An 18,720-nucleotide genomic window follows, 5' to 3' on the forward strand; every position below is an offset into this window, starting at 1 on the left:
AACCGGTCGTTCGCCTCCAGACCCCCACATGTGGGGCTCGTGGTGCGCTTGGGGCGAGCCAATTAGGGCGAAACGGCGTACAAAGGACGATTTGCCTGTGCAGAATGCTCGCCGGACGTGCTGACTGCAAGGAGACGGACGAATGCTGCCCCGCCCCACCCCGCTGCCCGAGCGAGACCGCGACGTCGACCGCAGGACGACCGGGCGCCTGCTCTCCGGCCTCGTCGTGACGGCCCTCCTCGCCGCAGTGCCGGGACTCGCGACCGCGCCGACGGCATCCGCGGCCTCCGTCACCGCCGTCGCGGCGGCACCGTCCCTCGCCGCCGTCACCGGCACCGCCCCCACGGCGATCAGCCTGTCCGTCGTGGCGGGCCCGACCCGGGGCGGCACGACCGTCGAGCTGTCGGGCACCGGCGTGGGCGCGACGACGACGGCCTGGTTCGGCTCGACCGCCGTCACCCGCATCACGAAGGTCTCAAGCACCCGCGTCCGGGTCGTCACCCCCGCCCACCCCTTCGGCGTCGTCAACGTCCGCGTCGCCACCCCGGCCGGCACGTCGCCCGTCTCGTCACGCGCGACCTTCGCCTTCGACGCCGCCCCGTCCGTGTCCTCCCTGTCGTCCCGCTCCGCCACGACGCGCGGCGGCACCACCGTGACGCTGACCGGCACCGGGCTCTACCGCACGAGCGCCGTGCTCTTCGGCGCCACCCCCGCGGGGGGCCTCACCCGCCTGTCGGCGACGCAGGTCCGCGTCACGGTCCCGGCACACGCGGCGGGCGCCGTCGACGTCCGGGCCACGACGCCGGGCGGCACCTCCCCGGTGGCCTCCGGCGCCCGCTTCACCTACACCGCTCCCCCCGTCGTCACCCCGCCGGCGGTGACGGGCCTCTCCGTCTCCGCCGGTCCGCTGCGCGGGGGCACGGTCGTGACCCTGACGGGCACCCGGTTCACGGGCGCGACCGCGGTGACCTTCGGCGCGACGACGGCCCGCTTCACGGTGCTGTCCGCGACCCAGGTCCGCGTCACCTCACCGGGCCGCCCCGCCGGCCTCGTCAACGTGCACGTCCGGACCGCCGCCGGCATCTCGTACGGCTACTCCGCGAACAGCTTTGCCTACGAAGCGGTCCCGACCCTGACGGGGATCTCCTCCGCCTCGGGCCCCACAGCTGGTGGGGTCACCGTGACCCTGACGGGCACCGGTCTCAGCCGGGCCACGAGCGTCGCGTTCGGCTCCACGGCCACGACGAAGGTCGTGCCGGTCTCGGCGACCGCGCTCCGGGTCACGACGCCGGCCCGTCCCGTGGGGACCGTCGACGTACGCGTGACCACCCCGGGCGGCACCTCGGCCGTGACCTCACGAGCCCGTTACGGCTACCAGGCACCGCCGGCCGTCGCGTCGCTGTCGACCACCGCCGGACCGGTCCGTGGTGGCACCGTTGTCACGCTCACCGGGACCCGGTTCACGGGCGCGACCCGTGTCGACTTCGGCGGCACGCCCGCACGCTTCACCTTCGTGTCGGCCACGAGCATCCGGGCTACGACACCCGCCCACGCTGCCGGGGTGGTCGCCGTCACCGTGACGACCCCGTACGGCACGTCGCCCGAGCACACGTCGAGCACCTTCGCGTTCGATCCGGTCCCGGCCATCACCTCCCTGTCCCCTCAGACGGGTCCTCCGTCCGGGGGCACCGTCGTGACGCTGACCGGCACGGGTCTGAGCCGGGCGACCGCCGTCCGCTTCGGCTCGGTCGCGGCGACCAACCTCGTCCGCGTCTCAGCGACGACGCTGCGCGCCACGACGCCGCGCCACGCCTCCGGACCCGTCGACGTCCAGGTCACCACCCCGGGGGGCACCTCTGCCACCGGGGTCGGCGCCCGCTTCGCCTACGGCTCGCCTCCGGTCGTCGGCGCGCTGTCCACCACGGCGGGCCCGCTCCGCGGCGGCACGGTCGTGACGATCACCGGCGCCCACCTGTCCGACGCCACCGCGGTCCGCTTCGGCAACGTCGCCGCCACCGGTCTCGTGCGGGTCTCGGACACCAGCCTCCGGGTCACCGCCCCGGCGCAGGCCGAGGGGACGGTGTCCGTACGCGTCACCAATCCCAACGGCACGAGCCCCGAGTCCGCGGGCGGGCGGTTCACCTACGTCGGCGTGCCCGCCGTGTCCGCCCTGTCCGTCCCGGCGGGCCCGCTGCGCGGCGGCACCGTCGTCACCGTCACGGGCACCCGCCTCGGCCTCGCGACGGGCGTGGACTTCGGCGGTGTGGCCGGCACCGGGCTCGTCCGGGTTTCCGATACGACGCTGCGGGTCACGGCACCCGCCCAGGCCGTCGGCACGGTCGACGTCCGCGTCACGACTCCCGGCGGCGTGTCACCGGCTGCCGCTGCCGTCCGGTTCACCTACCAGGCCGTGCCGACCGTCACCTCGGTCTCCCCCACCCTGGCACCCACGAAGGGCGGCGGCACCGTCGTCCTCAGCGGGACGGCCTACGACCGCGTCTCGTCCGTGACGTTCGGAGGCGTCGCTGCCACCGCGGTGACGCGCCTCTCGGCGACCCAGCTGCGGGTCACCCTGCCGGTCCACGCCGAGGCTGACGTGGACGTGCGCGTCACGACTCCCGGTGGCACCTCGCCCGTCGTTCCCGGGGGCCGCTTCAGCTTCCAGGACCCGCCGGTCGTCGCCTCGGTCTCGCCGGCCTCAGGTCCGCTGGCCGGTGGCACGCTCGTCACCCTGCGCGGCACGTCGTTCACCGACGTGCGCGACGTCCTCTTCAACGGGGTCGCGGCGACCTCGTTCACCCGGGTCTCGGCCACCCAGCTGACCGCGGTGGTCCCGGCCCGCATCGCCACCGGCCCGATCCCGATCCGCGTCACGACACGCGCCGGCACCGTCGTGCGCACCGACGGCTTCACCTACGTCGCCGGCGCGACGCTGCAGTCCGGACAGTGGCTCTCCTCCGGCACGGCGCTGCGGTCATCCACCGGCGCGTACCTCGCAACGATGCAGGCGGATGGCAATCTCGTCATCACGACCTCGGCGGGTGTCCGACGCTGGACGAGCGCCACGCCCGGCGCCGGCAACCGCCTCGCGGTCCGGGCCGACGGCAACGTCGTCATGCTCCGCACCAACGGCACGGTCGCGTGGTCGAGCGGGACCACCGGCTGGACGGGCGGCCTGCTCACGCTGACCAACGACGGCCTGCTCCAGGTGCGCCAGGGCACGACGACCGTGTGGGACCACCGTGGCTACCGCTACGACCGGATGCTGCCCGGCCAGGTGCTGCGCTCGGGCGAGTCGATCCTGTCGACGAGCAAGGCGTGGCTGCTGACGATGCGCACCGACGGCAACCTCGTGCTGACCTCCGCCGCCGGAGTGCGCCAGTGGGCGGCCTTCACGACGGGCGCCGGGAGCACGGCCACGATGCAGACCGACGGCAACTTCGTCGTGCGCAACTCGCGCGGGGTGACGCTGTGGTCGACCCGGACGAGCGGGAGCGGGTCGGTGGTGCGCGTGCTCGGCAACGCCAACGTCGCCATCTACCGCTCCACCACCGTCACCTGGGCCATCACCGGCGGGCCGGCACCCACCGGCTGGAAGTGCTACTCCCGTGCGACCCAGGACTGCATCGAGCGGTTCGGCTACTACGGCCAGCGCGCGTGGAACTACCCCGTCGACCCGTGGGGCAACAACTGCACGAACTTCTCCGCGTACCGCCTCTCGCGTGACGGGGTCAAGAACCCCGGCAACCTCGGCAACGCGACGAACTGGGACACGAACGCCCGGGCCAAGGGCTTCGCCGTCGACCAGAAGCCCCGCGTCGGCGACATCGCCCAGTGGAACTCCAACCACGTCGCGTACGTGGACTGGGTCAGTGCCGACGGCGACACCGTCGCGATCTCCGAGAGCGGCTACGGCGGAACGGTCCTCGGCGCGACGTACACGTCGATGAGCGGTCGGCGCATCCTCGAGCGAGGCGGCTACTCCTGGCCCTCGAACTTCATCCACTTCCGCTGACAGAGAGCCCTGGGGACCCCTGCGGTCCCGAGGCCTTGTCGCGTTGCCCGCGGGATGGGAGCCTGCGACGGTGACACGGACCATCTACGACGCCGTCGGCGGGATGCCCGCGCTCGTCGCCCTCGCTCACGCCTGGCACGAGCGCGTCCTCGTCGACCCCGTCGTGTCGCACGCCTTCTCGCACGGCTTCCACCCCGACCACACCATGCGGCTCGCGGCGTACTGGGCCGAGGCTCTCGGCGGCCCGCCCACCTACTCGGGCTCCGTGGCGAGCGAGTCGACGGTCGTGCGGCTGCACTCCGGCAACGGTCCGCACCAGGAGATGGACGAGCGGGCGCTCGAGTGCTTCGAGCGAGCCGTCGAGGACGCCGGACTCTCCGACGACCCGGACGTGCGCGACGCGCTCGTGGCGTACTTCAGCTGGGCGGTGGGCTACATGAGCACCTACCACGGATCGGCCGACGACGTGCCCGACGGCCTGACCGTGCCGCAGTGGTCGTGGGACGGCCTGGTGTACGGCACCGACTCCCGGGCGACGGCCTCGTCGGCTCAGCCCCAGTAGTCGTCGATCGCCGCGGGTCCCTCGTCGCCGCCGGCAGACGTACGCCGCTCGGTGACCGTGAGACGTCCCCGGTAGAAGAGCATCGGCCGGCCCGACTCACCGTCCTCGAGGTCGAGGACCCGGCCGACGACGACGTCGTGGTCCCCGGCGACGTGCACCTGCTCGACCGAGCAGTGCACGCGCATGAGCACGCCCGGGAGGCTCGGGCCACCATGGTGCGACGGCTCCCAGTCCAGTGAGTCGAACCGGGCGCCGCCGGCCGAGCCGAAGCGCGCGATGAGGTCGCGCTGCTCGTGCCCGAGCACGTTGACGGTGAAGCGCCCGTCGTCGCGCATGCGCGGCCACGACCGGCCGCGGTGGTCGGCGCAGAAGAGCACGAGCGGCGGGTGCAGGGAGACCGACGCGAACGACTGGCAGGCGAAGCCGACGGGCTCACCGCCCTCGGCGAACCCGGTCACGATCGTCACGCCCGTGGCGAAATGGCCGAGTGCGTGGCGCATCCGCTCCGGCGTCGGCTCACCCGTCTGCCCAGCCGTCATGCCGGATCCTGCCGCGGCCCGGGCTCACGCGCCTCGCCGAACGCCTGGACGAGCGCCGCGAGACGAGAGGCCTCCCGGCCGGCGAGCGGACCGTCGGCCTTCTGGATCGCCATGACCGCGACGGTGTCGCCGTCCTCGAGGTCGAGGGTGACCCAGGGCTCTCCCCCGCCGAACTGGATGCCGACGACCTCGGGCCACTCGAGCGTGCGGGTGAGCACGAGGTTGCGCACGAGGAGCCCGGCGCGGCTCGGCACCGCGCGGATCGACGCGTACCGCCAGGCGAGGAAGGCGATCGCGACACCGAGTCCGAAGAACATGAGGCGGTCGCCGAGCCCCCACCGGCCGTCGACCTGCGCCGGCATGACGACGGCGATGATGCCGAAGACGGCGAGCGAGGACCAGACCACGCCGAGAGCGACGCCCCGTCCCCGCTTGGGCCGGAAGGGCGCCCACGCGGCGGAGTCGGCGGCCGGGTCGTGCTCCGGCCGGGAGGAGGGCTGCTGCGTCATCGGTTCACGTCCGTCGTCCCCGTCGTGCGTCACAGCCGGCAGGCGGCGATGTCGGTCACGAGGATCGCCCGCGCGCCCAGGTCGTAGAGCTCGTCCATGAGTCGGTTGCGCCCGATGCGAGGCACCATGGCACGCACGGCGACCCACGCCTCGTCCTGCATCGGCGAGACCGTGGGCGACTCGAGGCCCGGGGTCAGCCGGCAGGCCCGGTCGACGAGGTCCTTCGGGCAGTCGTAGTCGAGCATGACGTACGTGCGGGCCGTGATGACGCCGGCGATGCGCCGCTGGAGCACCTCGATGGCCTGGTCCTCGCCGGGGCGGTCGCCGCGGATGAGGACGGCCTCGGACTGCAGGATCGGCTCGCCGAACACCTCGAGGCCCTGCTGGCGCAGGGTCGTCCCGGTCTCGACGACGTCGGCGATGCAGTCGGCGACCCCGAGGGTGATGGCCGTCTCGACCGCACCGTCGAGGCGCACGACCTCCGCGGCGAGCCCACGAGCGGCGAGGTCGGAACGCACCAGACCGGCATACGACGTGGCGACGCGCTTGCCCGCGATGTCGTCGACGGTGGCCACGTGGCCGGGCTTGCCAGCATACCGGAAGGTCGAGGCGCCGAAGCCGAGAGACATGACCTCGACGGCGCTCGAGCCCGAGTCGAGCAGCAGGTCACGACCGGTGACGCCCGCGTCGACCGTGCCGGACCCGACGTAGACCGCGATGTCGCGGGGGCGCAGGTAGAAGAACTCGACGTCGTTCTCGGCGTCGGCGACGACGAGCTCCTTGGTGTCACGGCGTACGCGGTAGCCCGCCTCGCGCAGCAGCTCGACGGTCGCGTCGGAGAGAGAGCCCTTGTTGGGCACGGCGATTCGCAGCATGGAGTGAACAGTCCTCAGAGGTGGGAGTAGACGTCGTCGAGCGAGATGCCCTTGGCGAGCATGAGGACCTGCAGGTGGTAGAGGAGCTGGCTGATCTCCTCGGCGGCCTCGTCGTTCGACTGGTACTCGGCGGCCATCCACACCTCGGCCGCCTCCTCGACGATCTTCTTGCCGATCGCGTGGACGCCGGCGTCGAGCTGCGCGACGGTGCCCGAACCCTCGGGTCGCGTCTGCGCCTTCTCGGCCAGCTCGGCATACAGCTGCTCAAAGCTCTTCACGGTGCCCCAGCCTACGGGCCGTGCAGCCGTGTCCCGGACGGTGCTCACGTCGTGGCGACGCCGCGGAGGGCGACGACGGTCGCGACGGCCGCCGACGCGGCCTCGTGGCCCTTGTCCTCGGCGGAACCGGGGAGCCCGGCGCGGTCGAGCGCCTGGGCCTCGTCGTCGCACGTGAGCACGCCGAAGCCGATCGGCGTGCCCGTGCGCACCGAGACGTCGGTGATGCCGACGGTCGCGGCCTGGCAGACGTAGTCGAAGTGTGGCGTGCCGCCGCGGATGACGACCCCCAGGGCGACGAGCGCGTCGTAGCGGTCGGCGAGGGTCGCGCACGCGACCGGCAGCTCGAACGTCCCGGGGACGCGGACGACGTCGACGTGCGTGACCGCGGCATCCGCGAGGCCACGACGCGCGCCGTCGAGGAGGCCGTCCATGACCACGTCGTGCCAGCTCGCCGCGACGACGGCGACCCGCAGCCCGGTGCCGTCGGTGCTGATGGTGGGGGCGCCGTCCTTCATGCCGTCTCCTTGCCGTGCCGGTCGGTGGGGACCGGGATGTCATGGCCCATGCGCTCGCGCTTGGTCGTGAGGTACTGCTCGTTGTCCGCGCCCATCGGTCCGTGGAGCCGCTCGACCGCGACGACGTCGAGCCCGAGGTGGCGCAGCGCCGAGACCTTGTTGGGGTTGTTCGTCAGGAGGACGACCTGCGTCGCACCGAGGTCGTGCAGGATCGCCGCACCGGCGGCGTACTCCCGCGCGTCGACCGGAAGGCCGAGAGCCGTCTGGGCATCGACGGTGTCGGCGCCGGCGTCCTGCTGGGAGTACGCGCGGAGCTTGTCGACGAGCCCGACACCCCGGCCCTCGTGACCGCCGAGGTACACGACGACGCCGCCGTCGCGCCCGACGCGCGCCAGCGATGCCTGCAGCTGGGGTCCGCAGTCGCAGCGCAGCGACCCGAACGCGTCGCCGGTCAGGCACTCGGAGTGCAGGCGCGTGACGACGGGGCCGCCGCGGCCGCGGCCCTGCAGCCCGCGCGGGCTGACGAGGGCGACGTGCTCGTCGCCCGTCAGGGTGTCGCGGTATCCGTGGGCGGTGAACGTGCCGTGCACCGTCGGGATGCGGGTGGTCGCGAGGCGCTCGACGCGGTCGAGGCGCTGCCGGTGGTCGATGAGCTGCTCGATGGTGATGACGGGCAGGCCGAACTCGCGGCCGAGCCCGACGACGGCGTCGAAGCGCATCATCGTCCCGTCGTCGTGGACGAGCTCACCGATGACCCCGACCGGCGAGAGGCCCGCGAGCCGGGTCAGGTCGACCGCCGCCTCGGTGTGGCCGGGACGGGTCAGCACGCCTCCGTGGCGGGCGCGCAGCGGCAGGATGTGCCCGGGTCGGATGAGGTCGGCGGGCACCGAGTCGACGTCGGCGAGCACCCGGACGGTGTGCAGGCGGTCGGCCGCGCTGATGCCCGTGGTGACGCCTGACGCCGCATCGACGGACACGGTGTAGGCGGTCCGCAGCGGGTCGCGGTTCTCGGCGACCATGAGCGGCAGCTCGAGCCGGTCGGCGATCTCGTCGGGCATCGGCGCGCAGAGGTAGCCGGACGAGTGGCGGATGGTCCATGCCATCCAGTCCTCGGTGGCGGTCTCCGCCGCGAGGACCAGGTCGCCCTCGTTCTCGCGGTCCTCGTCGTCGAGGACGAGGACGGGCCGGCCGGCCTGGAGGGCCTCGAGGGCCTCCTCGACGGTGGAGAGGGTGGTCATGACTCGACCTCCTGTCGGTCGGTCTGTCGGTGGCTGAGCAGTCGCTCGACGTACTTCGCGATGACGTCGACCTCGAGGTTGACGACGTCGCCGACCCCCTTGTGCCCGAGCGTGGTCAGGTCGAGCGTCGTGGGGATGAGCGAGACGCCGAACGCGTCGTCACCGACGTGGGCGACGGTGAGCGAGACCCCGTCCACCGTGATCGAGCCCTTCTCGACCACGTATGCCGCGAGGCCCGGTGGGAGCGTGAAGTCGACCGTCTCCCAACGGTCCCCGGGCGTTCGCGCCGTGATGGTGGCAGTCCCGTCGACATGGCCCTGCACGACATGACCACCGAAGCGACCGTCGGCCGGCATCGCGCGCTCGAGGTTGACGCGGTCACCGGGGGCCAGGACCCCGAGACTGCTGCGGTCGAGGGTCTCGGCCATGACGTCGACCGTGAAGCCCGCGGCGTCGTGCTCGGTCACGGTGAGGCAGACGCCGTTGACGGAGATGGAGGCGCCGTGGGTGGCGTCGCTGACGACGAGGGGGCCGTCGATGCGCAGCACGGCCGAGTCGGCGCCGTGCTCGATGGCGGCCACGGTGCCGAGCTCCTCGACGATTCCGGTGAACATGACTGTCTCCTCAGGGTTCTGCGTGCACTCGCGGGTGGGCGCCGGCGTGGATGCGGACGTCTCCCCCGACGACCGTCACGTCGACGAGATCGAGGCGTCGGACGTCCGCGATGGAGATGATGCCGAGGTCGGCCACGGCAGCGCGGCCCGACCCGAGCAGCGCCGGGGCGACGTAGGCGTAGACGTCGTCGACGAGACCGGCGCGGAGGAACGCCGCGGCGAGCGTGGGGCCGCCCTCGAGCCAGACATCACGGATTCCGCTGTGCCACAACCGGTTCAGTGCCTCGCTAGGGTCGCGAGTTTTCAGGTGCAGCACCTCCCCAGGAGCGTCGTGGAGGCGCGCTCCGGCCGGAAGTGGACGCTCTCCCATGACGACGCGAAGGGGCTGCTGCGGCGCCAGCCCGCCACCCGGCATACGCACGGTGAGACGGGGGTCGTCGGCGAGCACGGTGCCCGTGCCGACGAGGACGGCGTCTCGGGTCGCACGCAGCGCGTGGACGTCGGCGCGAGCCGCCTCTCCCGTGATCCACTGGCTGCTCCCGTCGGCGGCCGCGCTCCTGCCGTCGAGGGTCGTGGCGAGCTTCCACGTGACGAGCGGTCGGCCGAGGGCCACGCTTCGTGCCCACCGGTCGTTGAGCGTGGCCGCCTCGTCGGCGAGCACACCTCCGGTCACGTGGATGCCGGCGGCGTGCAGCACCTCGGCGCCTCCCGCGGCGTCCGGGTTCGGGTCCGACTGAGCGAAGACGACCCGCGCAACACCCGCCTCGACGAGGGCCTCCGCGCAGGGACCGGTGCGGCCCGTGTGCGAGCACGGCTCGAGCGTCACGTAGGCGGTCGCCCCCCGGGCCGCGGAGCCTGCGGAACTCAGGGCCTCGATCTCGGCGTGCGGCGTCCCGGCCCCGTGGTGGTGGCCCTCGCCGACGACCAGGGCGCCGTCGGCCGCGACGATGACGCAGCCGACCCGCGGGTTGGGGTCGGGCCACGGCCCGGACGCGGCGAGCTGGAGGGCTCGTCGCATCCATGCCGGGGCGGCCGTGTCACCCATGGGTCAGCTCGACGTCCCGGTCAGCTGCGGCTCGACGTCGCGTTCGGCGACCCGTGACACCTTGACCCACTGGGTGAAGCCGTAGATGACGAAGAGGCCGTAGAAGGTGTAGAGCACACCGGTCGGCACGTAGTCGGTCGCGAAGGCGAACGGCACGCCGACGAGGTCGACGGCGATCCAGGCCAGCCAGAACTCGTTCCAGCCGCGCGCCATGGCGTACGTCGCGACGATCGAGCCGACGAAGATCCAGGCGTCGCACCAGTAGAACCACCACTCGGGCGTGAAGAACGGGTTCGGCGAGAGGTTCCACAGCCAGACGAAGGCCTGGTGCACGACGACCGTGCCGACGAGCCAGAAGACGACGACGGCGACGCGCTCGCGGCTCGTGGCCCAGCGAGGCGTGATCGCCACGCCGCTCGAGTCGTCGGCGTGGTTGAGCCTGCGGACCTGCGACCAGCGCCACCAGCCGTAGATGCTCGTGATGATGAAGAAGACCTGCCGGCCGGCCTGACCGAACAGCGGGATGCGCTCGTCGGCCCCGAAGACGGCACCGAGGTAGACGAAGAACAGCATGATGTTCGCGAGGATCCCCACCGGCCAGGCCAAGACCCACCGGCGCATGCCGAGGTAGGCGGACGCGAGCCCGATGAGGACACCGATCAGCTCGAGCCAGTGCAGCTGGTACTGGCCGATCGGGATGGTGGCGTCGATGGCCTGTTGGAAGACGTTCTTCGTCTCGTCGGCCAGAGCAAGAGCCTGCATGTGGTGTTCGTCCTTGGTCGTTCGTCGTGGCACGGACGAACTCCGGGGTGACTCCACACGCCACGCGGTCCGGACCCGGCCGGACGATGCCGACGGCCCAGGCCACGACGGCCTGTTTCGTGCTGCCTCCCATCCGGACTTTCACCGTCGGTCCCGGAATTTCACCAGGTCAACCGGCCGCTGGATGCGATCGGGTCGCGGACTGTAACCGCCGGCTCGGAATTACACCGACCCCGGAGCACGTAGAGCCAGTATGCACCCGCGTCCGTCGGCCGCGCACGCCGCGACCGCGTGATGGCCGCCACGGCAGCGGCGCCAGCCGTCCGTGACGGCGGCGCCCACGCGGTCAACGGCGTGGTCGTCGGCCACCGGGCGACAGGCCCCTCTGAGGCCACGACGAAAAGCTACGGCCGCGACGGAGAATCGCTCCCGGACCCCGTGTCGAAATCGCCCGTCGCCGTTCGTGTAGTAGGCATGACGCGGACAACAGGGTCCGCCGGACAGAAGGAGCCAGTCGTGGCCGAGTACCTCCTCTACTTCAACCAGCAGTGGGTGGGCGACCACTCCGAGGACTGGTTCCGCGGTCGCGGACCTCTCGCGATGGCGACCGTCGACGAGATGAAGGCTGCCGGCGTGTACGTCTTCGCCGGGGGTCTCGAGGAGGAGGACGGTCCCGTCTACCACGCCGATCCCTCCAGCGGCAGCGTGATGATCACCGACGGTCCCTACGTCGAGACGAAGGAGTTCCTCGGTGGCTTCGCCATCGTGGACGTGCCCGACGACGAGACCGCCAAGATGTGGGCCGGGAAGATCGCCGAGGCCTGCGGCTGGCCGCACGAGGTCCGCCGCTTCAAGCCGCAGCCGAAGGTCGACTGACCCTTCCGGGGTCACCGCCGCGTCAGTGCCGGTGCGTGAGAGCCAGCGCGCGCAGCTCGTCGACAGCGGCCGAGGCGTCCTCGGCGCCGTAGACGGCTGAGCCGGCGACGAACACGTCGGCTCCCGCCTCGGCGCACTGCTCGATCGTTTCGGCGCTGACGCCACCGTCGACCTGGATCCAGATCTCGCCGCCGTGGCGGCGCACCGCCTCGCGCACCTGGCGCACCTTGGGCATCTGGTCGGCCATGAAGGACTGCCCGCCGAAGCCGGGCTCGACCGTCATGACGAGCACCATGTCGAGGTCGGGCAGCAGGTCCTCGTAGGGCGCGAATGCCGTCCCGGGCTTGAGCGCCATCGACGCTCGAGCACCCGCGGCGCGCAGCGTCCGCGCCAGCGCGCGAGGGTCGCGTGCCGCCTCGACGTGGAAGGTCACCGACTGGCACCCCGCCTCGGCGTAGGCCGGCGCCCACCGGTCGGGGTCCTCGATCATGAGGTGCGCATCGATCGGGATCGGGCTCACCCCGAGCAGCGCCTCGACGACGGGCAGCCCGAGAGTGAGGTTCGGCACGAAGTGGGCGTCCATGACGTCGACGTGCGCCCAGTCGGCGTTCGAGATGCGCCCGAGCTCCGCCTCGAGGTTGGCGAAGTCGGCGGACAGGATGCTCGGTGAGATCTGCACGCGCACAGCCTAGGGGCGGGTGGCGGGCGTCAGGCACCGCCCTTGGTCGACACCGAGACGTGCGACTCCGACTCCGCCGTGAAAGGAGTGCGGTCCCAGTCCGCCCAGCGGTGCGTCAGGGTCAGGCTCGCGATGCACGCCATGAGGTCGAGCTCTGACGGCTACACGTAGCGGTGCGCCGAGGCGGCATACCTCGCCAGCTCCGACCCTGAGCGTCCTGCTGCCCCTTCCGGACGTCGTGGTGCGAGACCGACAGCTGCGACACGACGTCGACGGTGTCGAAGCCGACGCGGCGACTCCCGACGTGGAAGGGTACGGCGGTCTGGCCCGGCGGCATCCGACGCAGCTGCGGCACGAAGACCTCGACGACGAAGAGCGCCGGACCCTCCCCGGCGAGCTCGTGGAGCACGTCGACCGTGGGACCGAGGACGGCCGGCGCGAACATGTGGGCCGACCCCGCGTCGTACGTCGGTGCCACCCTCTCGTCGATGGGGCTGGGCTCGAGGTCGTCGGTCGCGTATGCCGTCACGGCCCCACCCTGCCCATCGCCAGGTCCGCGCGCGAGCGTTTTCGGGCCTACCGCTTGCGCAGCAGGGTGAAGAACATGGCGTCGGTGCCATGGACGTGCGGCCAGAGCTGGACGTAGGGCCCCTCGCCGAGACCCGGCAGCTCGCGTCCGGAGGCGTCGACGAAGAGCGGCCGCGCGTCGACGAGCTCGACGTCGTCGCGGCGCTTGAGGATGTCGGTGACGACGAAGCGCGTCTCGTTGAGGTGCGGGCTGCACGTCGCGTAGCCGACGAGGCCTCCGGTCGCGGTGGCCTCGATGCCGGACTCGAGCAGCTCGCGCTGCAGCCCGGCCAGGGCCGCCACGTCGCCGGGGCCACGCCGCCAGCGCGCCTCGGGTCGTCGGCGCAGGGCTCCGAGACCCGTGCACGGAGCGTCGATGAGGACGCGACTGAAGCCGCCCGGTTCGAGCTCGCCGAGCTCCCGGCCGTCCCCGTGTCGCACCTTGAGGCTCGTGTCGAGCTCGCGTGCCTCGGCACGGGCCGCGGCCAGGGTCTGCCAGACGAGGTCGGCACGGTGCTCGCTGATCTCGTTGGCCACGAAGGGGATCCGTCGCTCGATGGCGAGCGCTGCGAGCAGTCCCGCCTTGCCGCCAGGGCCCGCGCAGAGGTCGAGCCACCGCTCGTGCTCGGCGGCCTCACCCTCGGTGTCGGCGGCCGCGAGGGCGAGGACGAGCAGCTGCGAGCCCTCGTCCTGGACCGCGGCCCGCCCGTCGCGTACGGCAGAGATGGCTCCCGGGTCGCCCTCCGGCAGCGTCGCACCGACGGGGCTGAGCCCCGAGCGCTCCGCGCCGGCGTCCTCGAGCTCGTCGAGCGAGGCGAGGCCGGGTCGCGCGACGAGCGACACCTTGGCGGCGGCGTTGTCGCTCTCGAGCAACGCCGTCAGCGACTCCTCGACGTCGTCCGGACCTGCGGCGCCGTGCCCGATGAGGGCGGCTCGGAGGGCCTTGGCGATCCACACGGGGTGCGACGTGCGCAGCGCGAGACGCTCGACCGGGTCGACGACGCCGCGGGTGACCACGTCGATCCACTCGTCCGGCTCGCGTTCGCTGATGCGCCGCATGACGGCGTTGACGAAGCCGGCCGCGCCGGCCCCGTTGACCTGCCGGGCCAGGGCCACGGTCTCGTCGACGGCCGCGTGGCTGGGCACACGCATGCCGAGCAGCTGGTGCGCACCGAGCCGCAGGGTGTCGAGCACGTTGGCATCGATCTTGTCGACGGACCGACCCGCGGCGGACGCGATGATCGCGTCGTAGAGGCCGGAGAGTCGCGTCGCCCCGTAGACGAGCTCGGTGGCGAAGCCGGCGTCCCGCCCGCTGATCCGCTTGTCGCGCAACAGCTTCGGCAGCGTGAGGTTGGCGTAGGCGCCGTCGGCGACCTCACGCATCGCGGTGTAGGCGGCGAGCCGGGGCGCATCGGTGCGTCGGGCCCGCTCGGACGGTCGTTGCTCGGAACGGTGTCCGGCCGACCGCTCGCGAGCCTGCGGCCGCTGGCGCTCTCCGCGGCGCCCGTCGCCCGGTCGACCGTCGCCCCGTCGCTCGTCACTCATCGCCGACCCCCTCCCCTGCCCCGATGCGCGTGCCTCGGGCCCAGTCTGCGGCCGCCATCGGCTTCTTGCCGTGCGCCTGGACCGTGCCCAGACGGATCGGGTCGCTGCCCGTGCCGACGAAGACGGCCCTCTTCGTCACGAGGAGTGTGCCGGCTCCGAGCCGGGCGGAGTCGGGGACCTCTCCGGCGTCGACGACGCTCACCGGCGAGACCTTGAGCCGCTCGCCGCGGAAGGTGGTCCACGCGCCCGGCGCGGGCGTGCAGCCGCGCACGAGCCGGTCGACAGCGGTCGCCGGACGCGTCCACACGATGCGGGCGTCCTCGACCTCGATCTTCGGTGCGAGCGAGACGCCCTCGGACGGCTGGGGGACGGCTACGAGGTCGCCCGACTCGAGGCCGTCCAGGGTCGCGACGAGCAGGCCGGCCCCGGCTCCCGACAGCCGACCCAGCAGGTCGCCGGCGGTGTCGGTGGGCCTGATCGTCTCGGTCATGACGCCGAGCACCGGGCCGGTGTCGAGACCGCGCTCGATGACGAACGTCGACGCACCGGTCACCTCGTCGCCGGCCATGATCGCGTGCTGGACGGGTGCCGCGCCACGCCAGGCGGGCAGGAGCGAGAAGTGCAGGTTGATCCAGCCGAGACGTGGGATCGCGAGAGCGTCGGATGGGATGAGGTTGCCGTAGGCCACGACCGGGCACGCGTCGGGCGCGAGAGCCGTGAGGGCGTCGAGGAAGTCGGGGTCCTTGACGCGCGTCGGGGTGAGCACCCGGATCCCGAGCTCCTCGGCCCGGCGACGGACGGGCGAGGCCTCGAGCCGTCGACCGCGGCCCGAGGGTGCGTCGGGGCGGGTGACGACGCCGACGAGCTCGTGGCTCGAGGACGCGATGGCATCGAGGCTCGGCACCGCCGCGTCGGGGGTGCCTGCGAAGACGACTCTCATCTCACATCGCCCGGCCGAAGGTCGAGTGCGGGCTGATCCGCACCTCGGGTGGGTCCTCGGCGAACCACTCCGCCGCACGGATGGCCCGCATCGCCTCACGGCGCGCCTCGGGGTCGAGCCGGTCGAGGAAGAGGATGCCGTCGAGGTGGTCGGTCTCGTGCTGGACGCAGCGGGCGAGCAGCTGCGTGCCCTCGAGCACGACGGGTTCGCCCCACATGTTCTGCCCCTTGGCCACGACCGACAGGGCCCGCTTGGTGTCGAACGCCAGACCGGGGATCGAGAGGCACCCCTCGGGACCGTCCTGCTCGTCGTCGGAGAGATCGAGGACGGGGTTGACGAGGTGGCCGAGCACGCCGTCGACCCAGTAGGTGAAGACGCGGAGGCCGACACCGATCTGGGGGGCCGCGAGGCCGGCGCCGGGGGCGTCGAGCATCGTGTCCTCGAGGTCCTTGACGAGCACGCGCAGCTGCTTGTCGAAGTCGGTGACCTCGGCGGCGGCGGTCCGCAGGACCGGGTCACCGAAGAGTCGGATGTCCTTGATCGACACAGGTCTCCAGGGGTCGGGAAGGCGTGGGGCGCCGCCAGTCTAGGACCGCGAGGGCTCGTCGGCCGCCGCACCGGTGGCGTCACGGGTCGCGTCACGCGTCGCGTCACCTGTCGCGTCACGCGTCGCGTCACGGGTCGCGTCAACGGTCGCCACGCCCCCCGCGGGTCCGACCGCGGCTGGGTCCTCACTGCTGCGCCCCAGCTCACGCACGGACCGGGACAGCAGGGCGGAGAGGGAGACGACGACGTAGACGCCGGCGCTGACGAGCATCAGCACCTCGGTGTCGACGGTCGTCGCCAGCCAGCCGTAGAGGAACGTCCCGATGGGGATGGCGACGAACGACCCGAGGGCGTCGTAGCTCGAGACCCGCGAGAGCACCTGGACGGGGACGTGCTCGTGCAGGGCCGTGCTCCACCCGACGCCGAAGACCTCCACCGCGGCCCCGGCGAGGAAGAACCCGATGGCGACGGGCACGATCGCCGGCGCGACGCCCAGGAGCACCATGGGGACGGCGAGCACGCAGATGGCGAGCATCCCGGCGCGCAGGGGGCGCCGCAGCTGCAGCCGCAGCATGACGAGGGTCATCAGGACGGTGCCGACGGCTTCGGCGCTGAGCACGATGCCCCACCCCGCCTCGCCGATCGAGGCCGTCGACTTGGCGATGAGCGGACCGAGCACCCCGATGACGCCGGCGTGGATGGCGTTCGTCAGCCCGAAGGCGAGGACGATGACCCACAGCCACTCGCGGCGGGTGAACTCGCTCCACCCTTCGCGCAGCTCGCGGACCATCGAGTGGCGCGGCGCGCCGGCCTCCTGCGACCGGCGGGGCAGACCGACGCGCGTCAGGCAGACGATGGCGACGGCATACGTCAGGGCGTCGACGGCGAGGGCCCAGCCGGGCCCGACGCCGACGACGAGCAGGCCGGCGACCGCCGGTCCGATGATGGACAGGCCGCTGCGGCTGAAGGACAGCAGGGCGTTGGCCTGCTGGAGCCGGGAGCGGTCGACGACGAGGGGGACGATGCCCATCATCGCGGGCATGGTGAACGCCGACACGGCGCCGTTGACGCCCTCGATGACGGTCAGCTGGGTCAGGGTCGCGTCGCCGCTGATGATGAGGTACGCCGCGAGCGCCTGGGTCAGGCAGGTCAGGACGTGCGAGACCTGGAGCACGACGATGCGCGAGAAGCGGTCGGCGACGACGCCACCGACGAGGAGGAAGACGACCATGGTCAGGGTGCGCACGCCGAGCACCTGCGCGAGCGCCGCCGCCGACTGGTCGATGTGGAGCACGGCGAAGGCCAGGGCGACGGGCACCATGACGGAACCCGCCGTCGACACCGTGCGCGCCGTGAAGTACCACGCGAACCTGCTGTCGGACAGGGCTCCCAGCGACTCCCGGACCTTCATGAGCTCTCCCTCCCGTCCCGGAGCCGGAACGCGGCCACGGACAGGGCGGCTCGGACGGTGCCCTCGGTGCGCGGCGGGCGGGCCGAGGCGTGCAGCAGGGCGCTCGCCTCGTCGACGAGCGCGGTGACCTTCTCCCAGACCTCCGGCTCGACCCAGAGGTCGGCGTCGGTGAAACGGCTCGGCGCGCCGGGAGCGAGCTCGAGGTAGCGCCGCGGGATCATCTCGGCGAACACGCGCACGTAGGCGAGCCGGTCCTCGTCACGAGTGCCCGGCGGACGCACGACCGGCGCGTCCCACGGGTGGCGGTACTTCTTGGCCTTGCCGCCGCGCACGGTCTCCTCCCCTGCCACCTCGAGCAGGCCCGCCGCGTGCAGCAGGCGCAGATGGTAGCTGGCGTTGGCCTGGGTGACGTCGAGCTCGCGCGCGACCTCGGCGGCGCTCAGCTCGGCGCCGGTCAGCAGCGAGAGCATCTGCAGCCGCAGCGGGTGGGCCGTGGCGCGCAGGTCGCTGATCCGCTCTTCCTCCAAAGACATGTTTGGGAGTATGCCGTCCGGCCGGGTCAACCGTCAAGCATTCCTTTGGAGGTCGTTCCCTGACGTGGGTCGGAAGACGTCAGCCCTGACCGTAGGCCAGATGCACGACGCCGCTGTCGTAGGCCTCGGTCTCGAGCAGGCGCAGTCCCGAGACGGCCTCGTCGGTGAAGAGCCGCTCCCCCGCGCCGAGGACGACGGGGAAGACGAAGAGGTGCAGGCCGTCGACGAGCCCGTCCCGCAGCATGGCCCGGACGAGCGTGCCGCTGCCGCTGACGTAGAGCGAGCCCTCGACCTCGTCGCGGAGCGAGCGGAGGGCGTCCGCGTCGTACGGGCCGATGACGCGGGAGTTGTTCCAGTCGGGGTCGCGCAGCGTCGAGGAGACGACGTTCTTGCGGGCATTGTTGAAGAAGGCCGCTCCGGGGTCGTCGTCGTCGCTGCGCGCCGACCAGGCCGGGGCGAACATCTCGTACGTGCGCCGCCCGAGGAGCAGCTCGGATCCCGGGCCGCTGAGCCGCGCGATGGCCTCGCCCATCCTCGGGTCGAAGGGGAACTCGGCCGTCCAGCTCGGGCTCTCGTACACCCCGTCGAGAGAGATGAACTCGTGGACCTCGATGCGTCCCATGTGGTGCCCTCCTGTCAGTCGGTGCCGGTCGGTCGTGCTCTTCGGTGGT

General features: G+C 72.3%; 20 protein-coding genes and 1 riboswitch. Of the genes, 3 read left to right on the forward strand and 17 right to left on the reverse strand.

The genetic code is table 11. From position 1 onward, the window contains the following. Window positions 1–142: 142 nt before the first annotated feature. Together AB4Z14_RS01800 and AB4Z14_RS01805 are read left to right on the forward strand one after the other, a co-directional pair. Window positions 143–4,015: an IPT/TIG domain-containing protein gene (locus AB4Z14_RS01800; RefSeq protein ID WP_442273661.1), complete on the forward strand. Its 3,873-nt coding sequence runs from the start codon at window positions 143–145 to the stop codon at window positions 4,013–4,015. Between the two features lie 70 nt (window positions 4,016–4,085). After that, window positions 4,086–4,577 carry a group II truncated hemoglobin gene (locus tag AB4Z14_RS01805; RefSeq protein ID WP_442273662.1) on the forward strand — a complete coding sequence of 164 codons (492 nt, stop codon included), beginning with the start codon at window positions 4,086–4,088 and terminating at the stop codon, window positions 4,575–4,577. On the opposite strand, the gene AB4Z14_RS01810 is transcribed toward AB4Z14_RS01805, so the two are convergent. The 9 genes from AB4Z14_RS01810 to pnuC are packed head-to-tail and all read right to left on the reverse strand — an operon-like array spanning window position 4,565 to window position 10,952. Further along, window positions 4,565–5,116: a flavin reductase family protein gene (locus AB4Z14_RS01810; RefSeq protein ID WP_056776542.1), complete on the reverse strand. Its 552-nt coding sequence runs from the start codon at window positions 5,114–5,116 to the stop codon at window positions 4,565–4,567. The two genes, AB4Z14_RS01805 and AB4Z14_RS01810, sit on opposite strands and share 13 nt — an antisense overlap. Continuing rightward, window positions 5,113–5,625 (reverse strand): PH domain-containing protein, encoded by a 513-nt coding sequence (locus tag AB4Z14_RS01815; protein ID WP_442273663.1) that lies wholly within the window; start codon window positions 5,623–5,625, stop codon window positions 5,113–5,115. The genes AB4Z14_RS01810 and AB4Z14_RS01815 overlap by 4 nt, the downstream gene beginning before the upstream one ends. Window positions 5,626–5,654: 29 nt before the next feature. Continuing rightward, complete coding sequence (hisG, locus tag AB4Z14_RS01820) at window positions 5,655–6,500, reverse strand: ATP phosphoribosyltransferase (protein ID WP_056776539.1); 846 nt, start codon at window positions 6,498–6,500, stop codon at window positions 5,655–5,657. Window positions 6,501–6,514: 14 nt separating this feature from the next. Then, window positions 6,515–6,778 (reverse strand): phosphoribosyl-ATP diphosphatase, encoded by a 264-nt coding sequence (locus AB4Z14_RS01825; RefSeq protein WP_028785574.1) that lies wholly within the window; start codon window positions 6,776–6,778, stop codon window positions 6,515–6,517. A gap of 44 nt (window positions 6,779–6,822) precedes the next feature. Continuing rightward, window positions 6,823–7,293 carry a 6,7-dimethyl-8-ribityllumazine synthase gene (gene ribH / locus AB4Z14_RS01830; protein WP_442273664.1) on the reverse strand — a complete coding sequence of 157 codons (471 nt, stop codon included), beginning with the start codon at window positions 7,291–7,293 and terminating at the stop codon, window positions 6,823–6,825. Then, complete coding sequence (gene ribB / locus AB4Z14_RS01835) at window positions 7,290–8,531, reverse strand: 3,4-dihydroxy-2-butanone-4-phosphate synthase (RefSeq protein ID WP_442273665.1); 1,242 nt, start codon at window positions 8,529–8,531, stop codon at window positions 7,290–7,292. Before ribB ends, ribH begins: the two co-directional genes overlap by 4 nt. Further along, window positions 8,528–9,145, reverse strand: a complete 618-nt coding sequence (locus tag AB4Z14_RS01840) for a riboflavin synthase (RefSeq protein WP_442273666.1) — start codon at window positions 9,143–9,145, stop codon at window positions 8,528–8,530. Before AB4Z14_RS01840 ends, ribB begins: the two co-directional genes overlap by 4 nt. A gap of 10 nt (window positions 9,146–9,155) precedes the next feature. Next, window positions 9,156–10,190 (reverse strand): bifunctional diaminohydroxyphosphoribosylaminopyrimidine deaminase/5-amino-6-(5-phosphoribosylamino)uracil reductase RibD, encoded by a 1,035-nt coding sequence (gene ribD / locus AB4Z14_RS01845; protein WP_442273667.1) that lies wholly within the window; start codon window positions 10,188–10,190, stop codon window positions 9,156–9,158. Between the two features lie 3 nt (window positions 10,191–10,193). Then, complete coding sequence (gene pnuC / locus AB4Z14_RS01850) at window positions 10,194–10,952, reverse strand: nicotinamide riboside transporter PnuC (RefSeq protein WP_056776522.1); 759 nt, start codon at window positions 10,950–10,952, stop codon at window positions 10,194–10,196. Between the two features lie 116 nt (window positions 10,953–11,068). Then, window positions 11,069–11,197, reverse strand: a riboswitch (FMN riboswitch). Between the two features lie 271 nt (window positions 11,198–11,468). Here pnuC and AB4Z14_RS01855 point away from each other — a divergent pair. Next, window positions 11,469–11,828 (forward strand): YciI family protein, encoded by a 360-nt coding sequence (locus tag AB4Z14_RS01855; RefSeq protein ID WP_056776520.1) that lies wholly within the window; start codon window positions 11,469–11,471, stop codon window positions 11,826–11,828. 22 nt (window positions 11,829–11,850) lie between these two features. Here the strand turns inward: AB4Z14_RS01855 and rpe are convergent, their stop codons facing one another. From rpe to AB4Z14_RS01895, 8 genes are all read right to left on the reverse strand, one after another. Further along, on the reverse strand, window positions 11,851–12,507 hold the full coding sequence (gene rpe, locus AB4Z14_RS01860) for a ribulose-phosphate 3-epimerase (RefSeq protein WP_442273668.1): 657 nt from the start codon (window positions 12,505–12,507) through the stop codon (window positions 11,851–11,853). 121 nt (window positions 12,508–12,628) lie between these two features. After that, window positions 12,629–13,036 carry a hypothetical protein gene (locus tag AB4Z14_RS01865; RefSeq protein WP_442273669.1) on the reverse strand — a complete coding sequence of 136 codons (408 nt, stop codon included), beginning with the start codon at window positions 13,034–13,036 and terminating at the stop codon, window positions 12,629–12,631. A 47-nt stretch (window positions 13,037–13,083) separates the two neighbouring features. Beyond that, entirely contained in the window at window positions 13,084–14,619 is a 1,536-nt protein-coding gene (locus AB4Z14_RS01870; RefSeq protein ID WP_442273670.1) for an RsmB/NOP family class I SAM-dependent RNA methyltransferase, read from the reverse strand. Further along, a complete protein-coding gene (gene fmt / locus AB4Z14_RS01875; protein ID WP_442273671.1) occupies window positions 14,612–15,559 on the reverse strand; it encodes a methionyl-tRNA formyltransferase in 948 nt (315 codons plus the stop codon). Before fmt ends, AB4Z14_RS01870 begins: the two co-directional genes overlap by 8 nt. A 1-nt stretch (window position 15,560) precedes the next feature. Further along, window positions 15,561–16,106 carry a peptide deformylase gene (gene def / locus AB4Z14_RS01880; RefSeq protein WP_020144002.1) on the reverse strand — a complete coding sequence of 182 codons (546 nt, stop codon included), beginning with the start codon at window positions 16,104–16,106 and terminating at the stop codon, window positions 15,561–15,563. A gap of 39 nt (window positions 16,107–16,145) precedes the next feature. Beyond that, a complete protein-coding gene (locus tag AB4Z14_RS01885; RefSeq protein WP_442273672.1) occupies window positions 16,146–17,516 on the reverse strand; it encodes an MFS transporter in 1,371 nt (456 codons plus the stop codon). Further along, a complete protein-coding gene (locus AB4Z14_RS01890; protein WP_442273673.1) occupies window positions 17,513–18,049 on the reverse strand; it encodes an ArsR/SmtB family transcription factor in 537 nt (178 codons plus the stop codon). Before AB4Z14_RS01890 ends, AB4Z14_RS01885 begins: the two co-directional genes overlap by 4 nt. A gap of 79 nt (window positions 18,050–18,128) precedes the next feature. After that, a complete protein-coding gene (locus AB4Z14_RS01895) occupies window positions 18,129–18,671 on the reverse strand; it encodes a dihydrofolate reductase family protein (protein WP_442273674.1) in 543 nt (180 codons plus the stop codon). Window positions 18,672–18,720 lie beyond the last annotated feature (49 nt).

The sequence above is a fragment of the Terrabacter sp. 2TAF16 genome (assembly GCF_052115065.1).
In the GTDB taxonomy this organism is placed as follows: Bacteria; Actinomycetota; Actinomycetes; order Actinomycetales; family Dermatophilaceae; genus Terrabacter.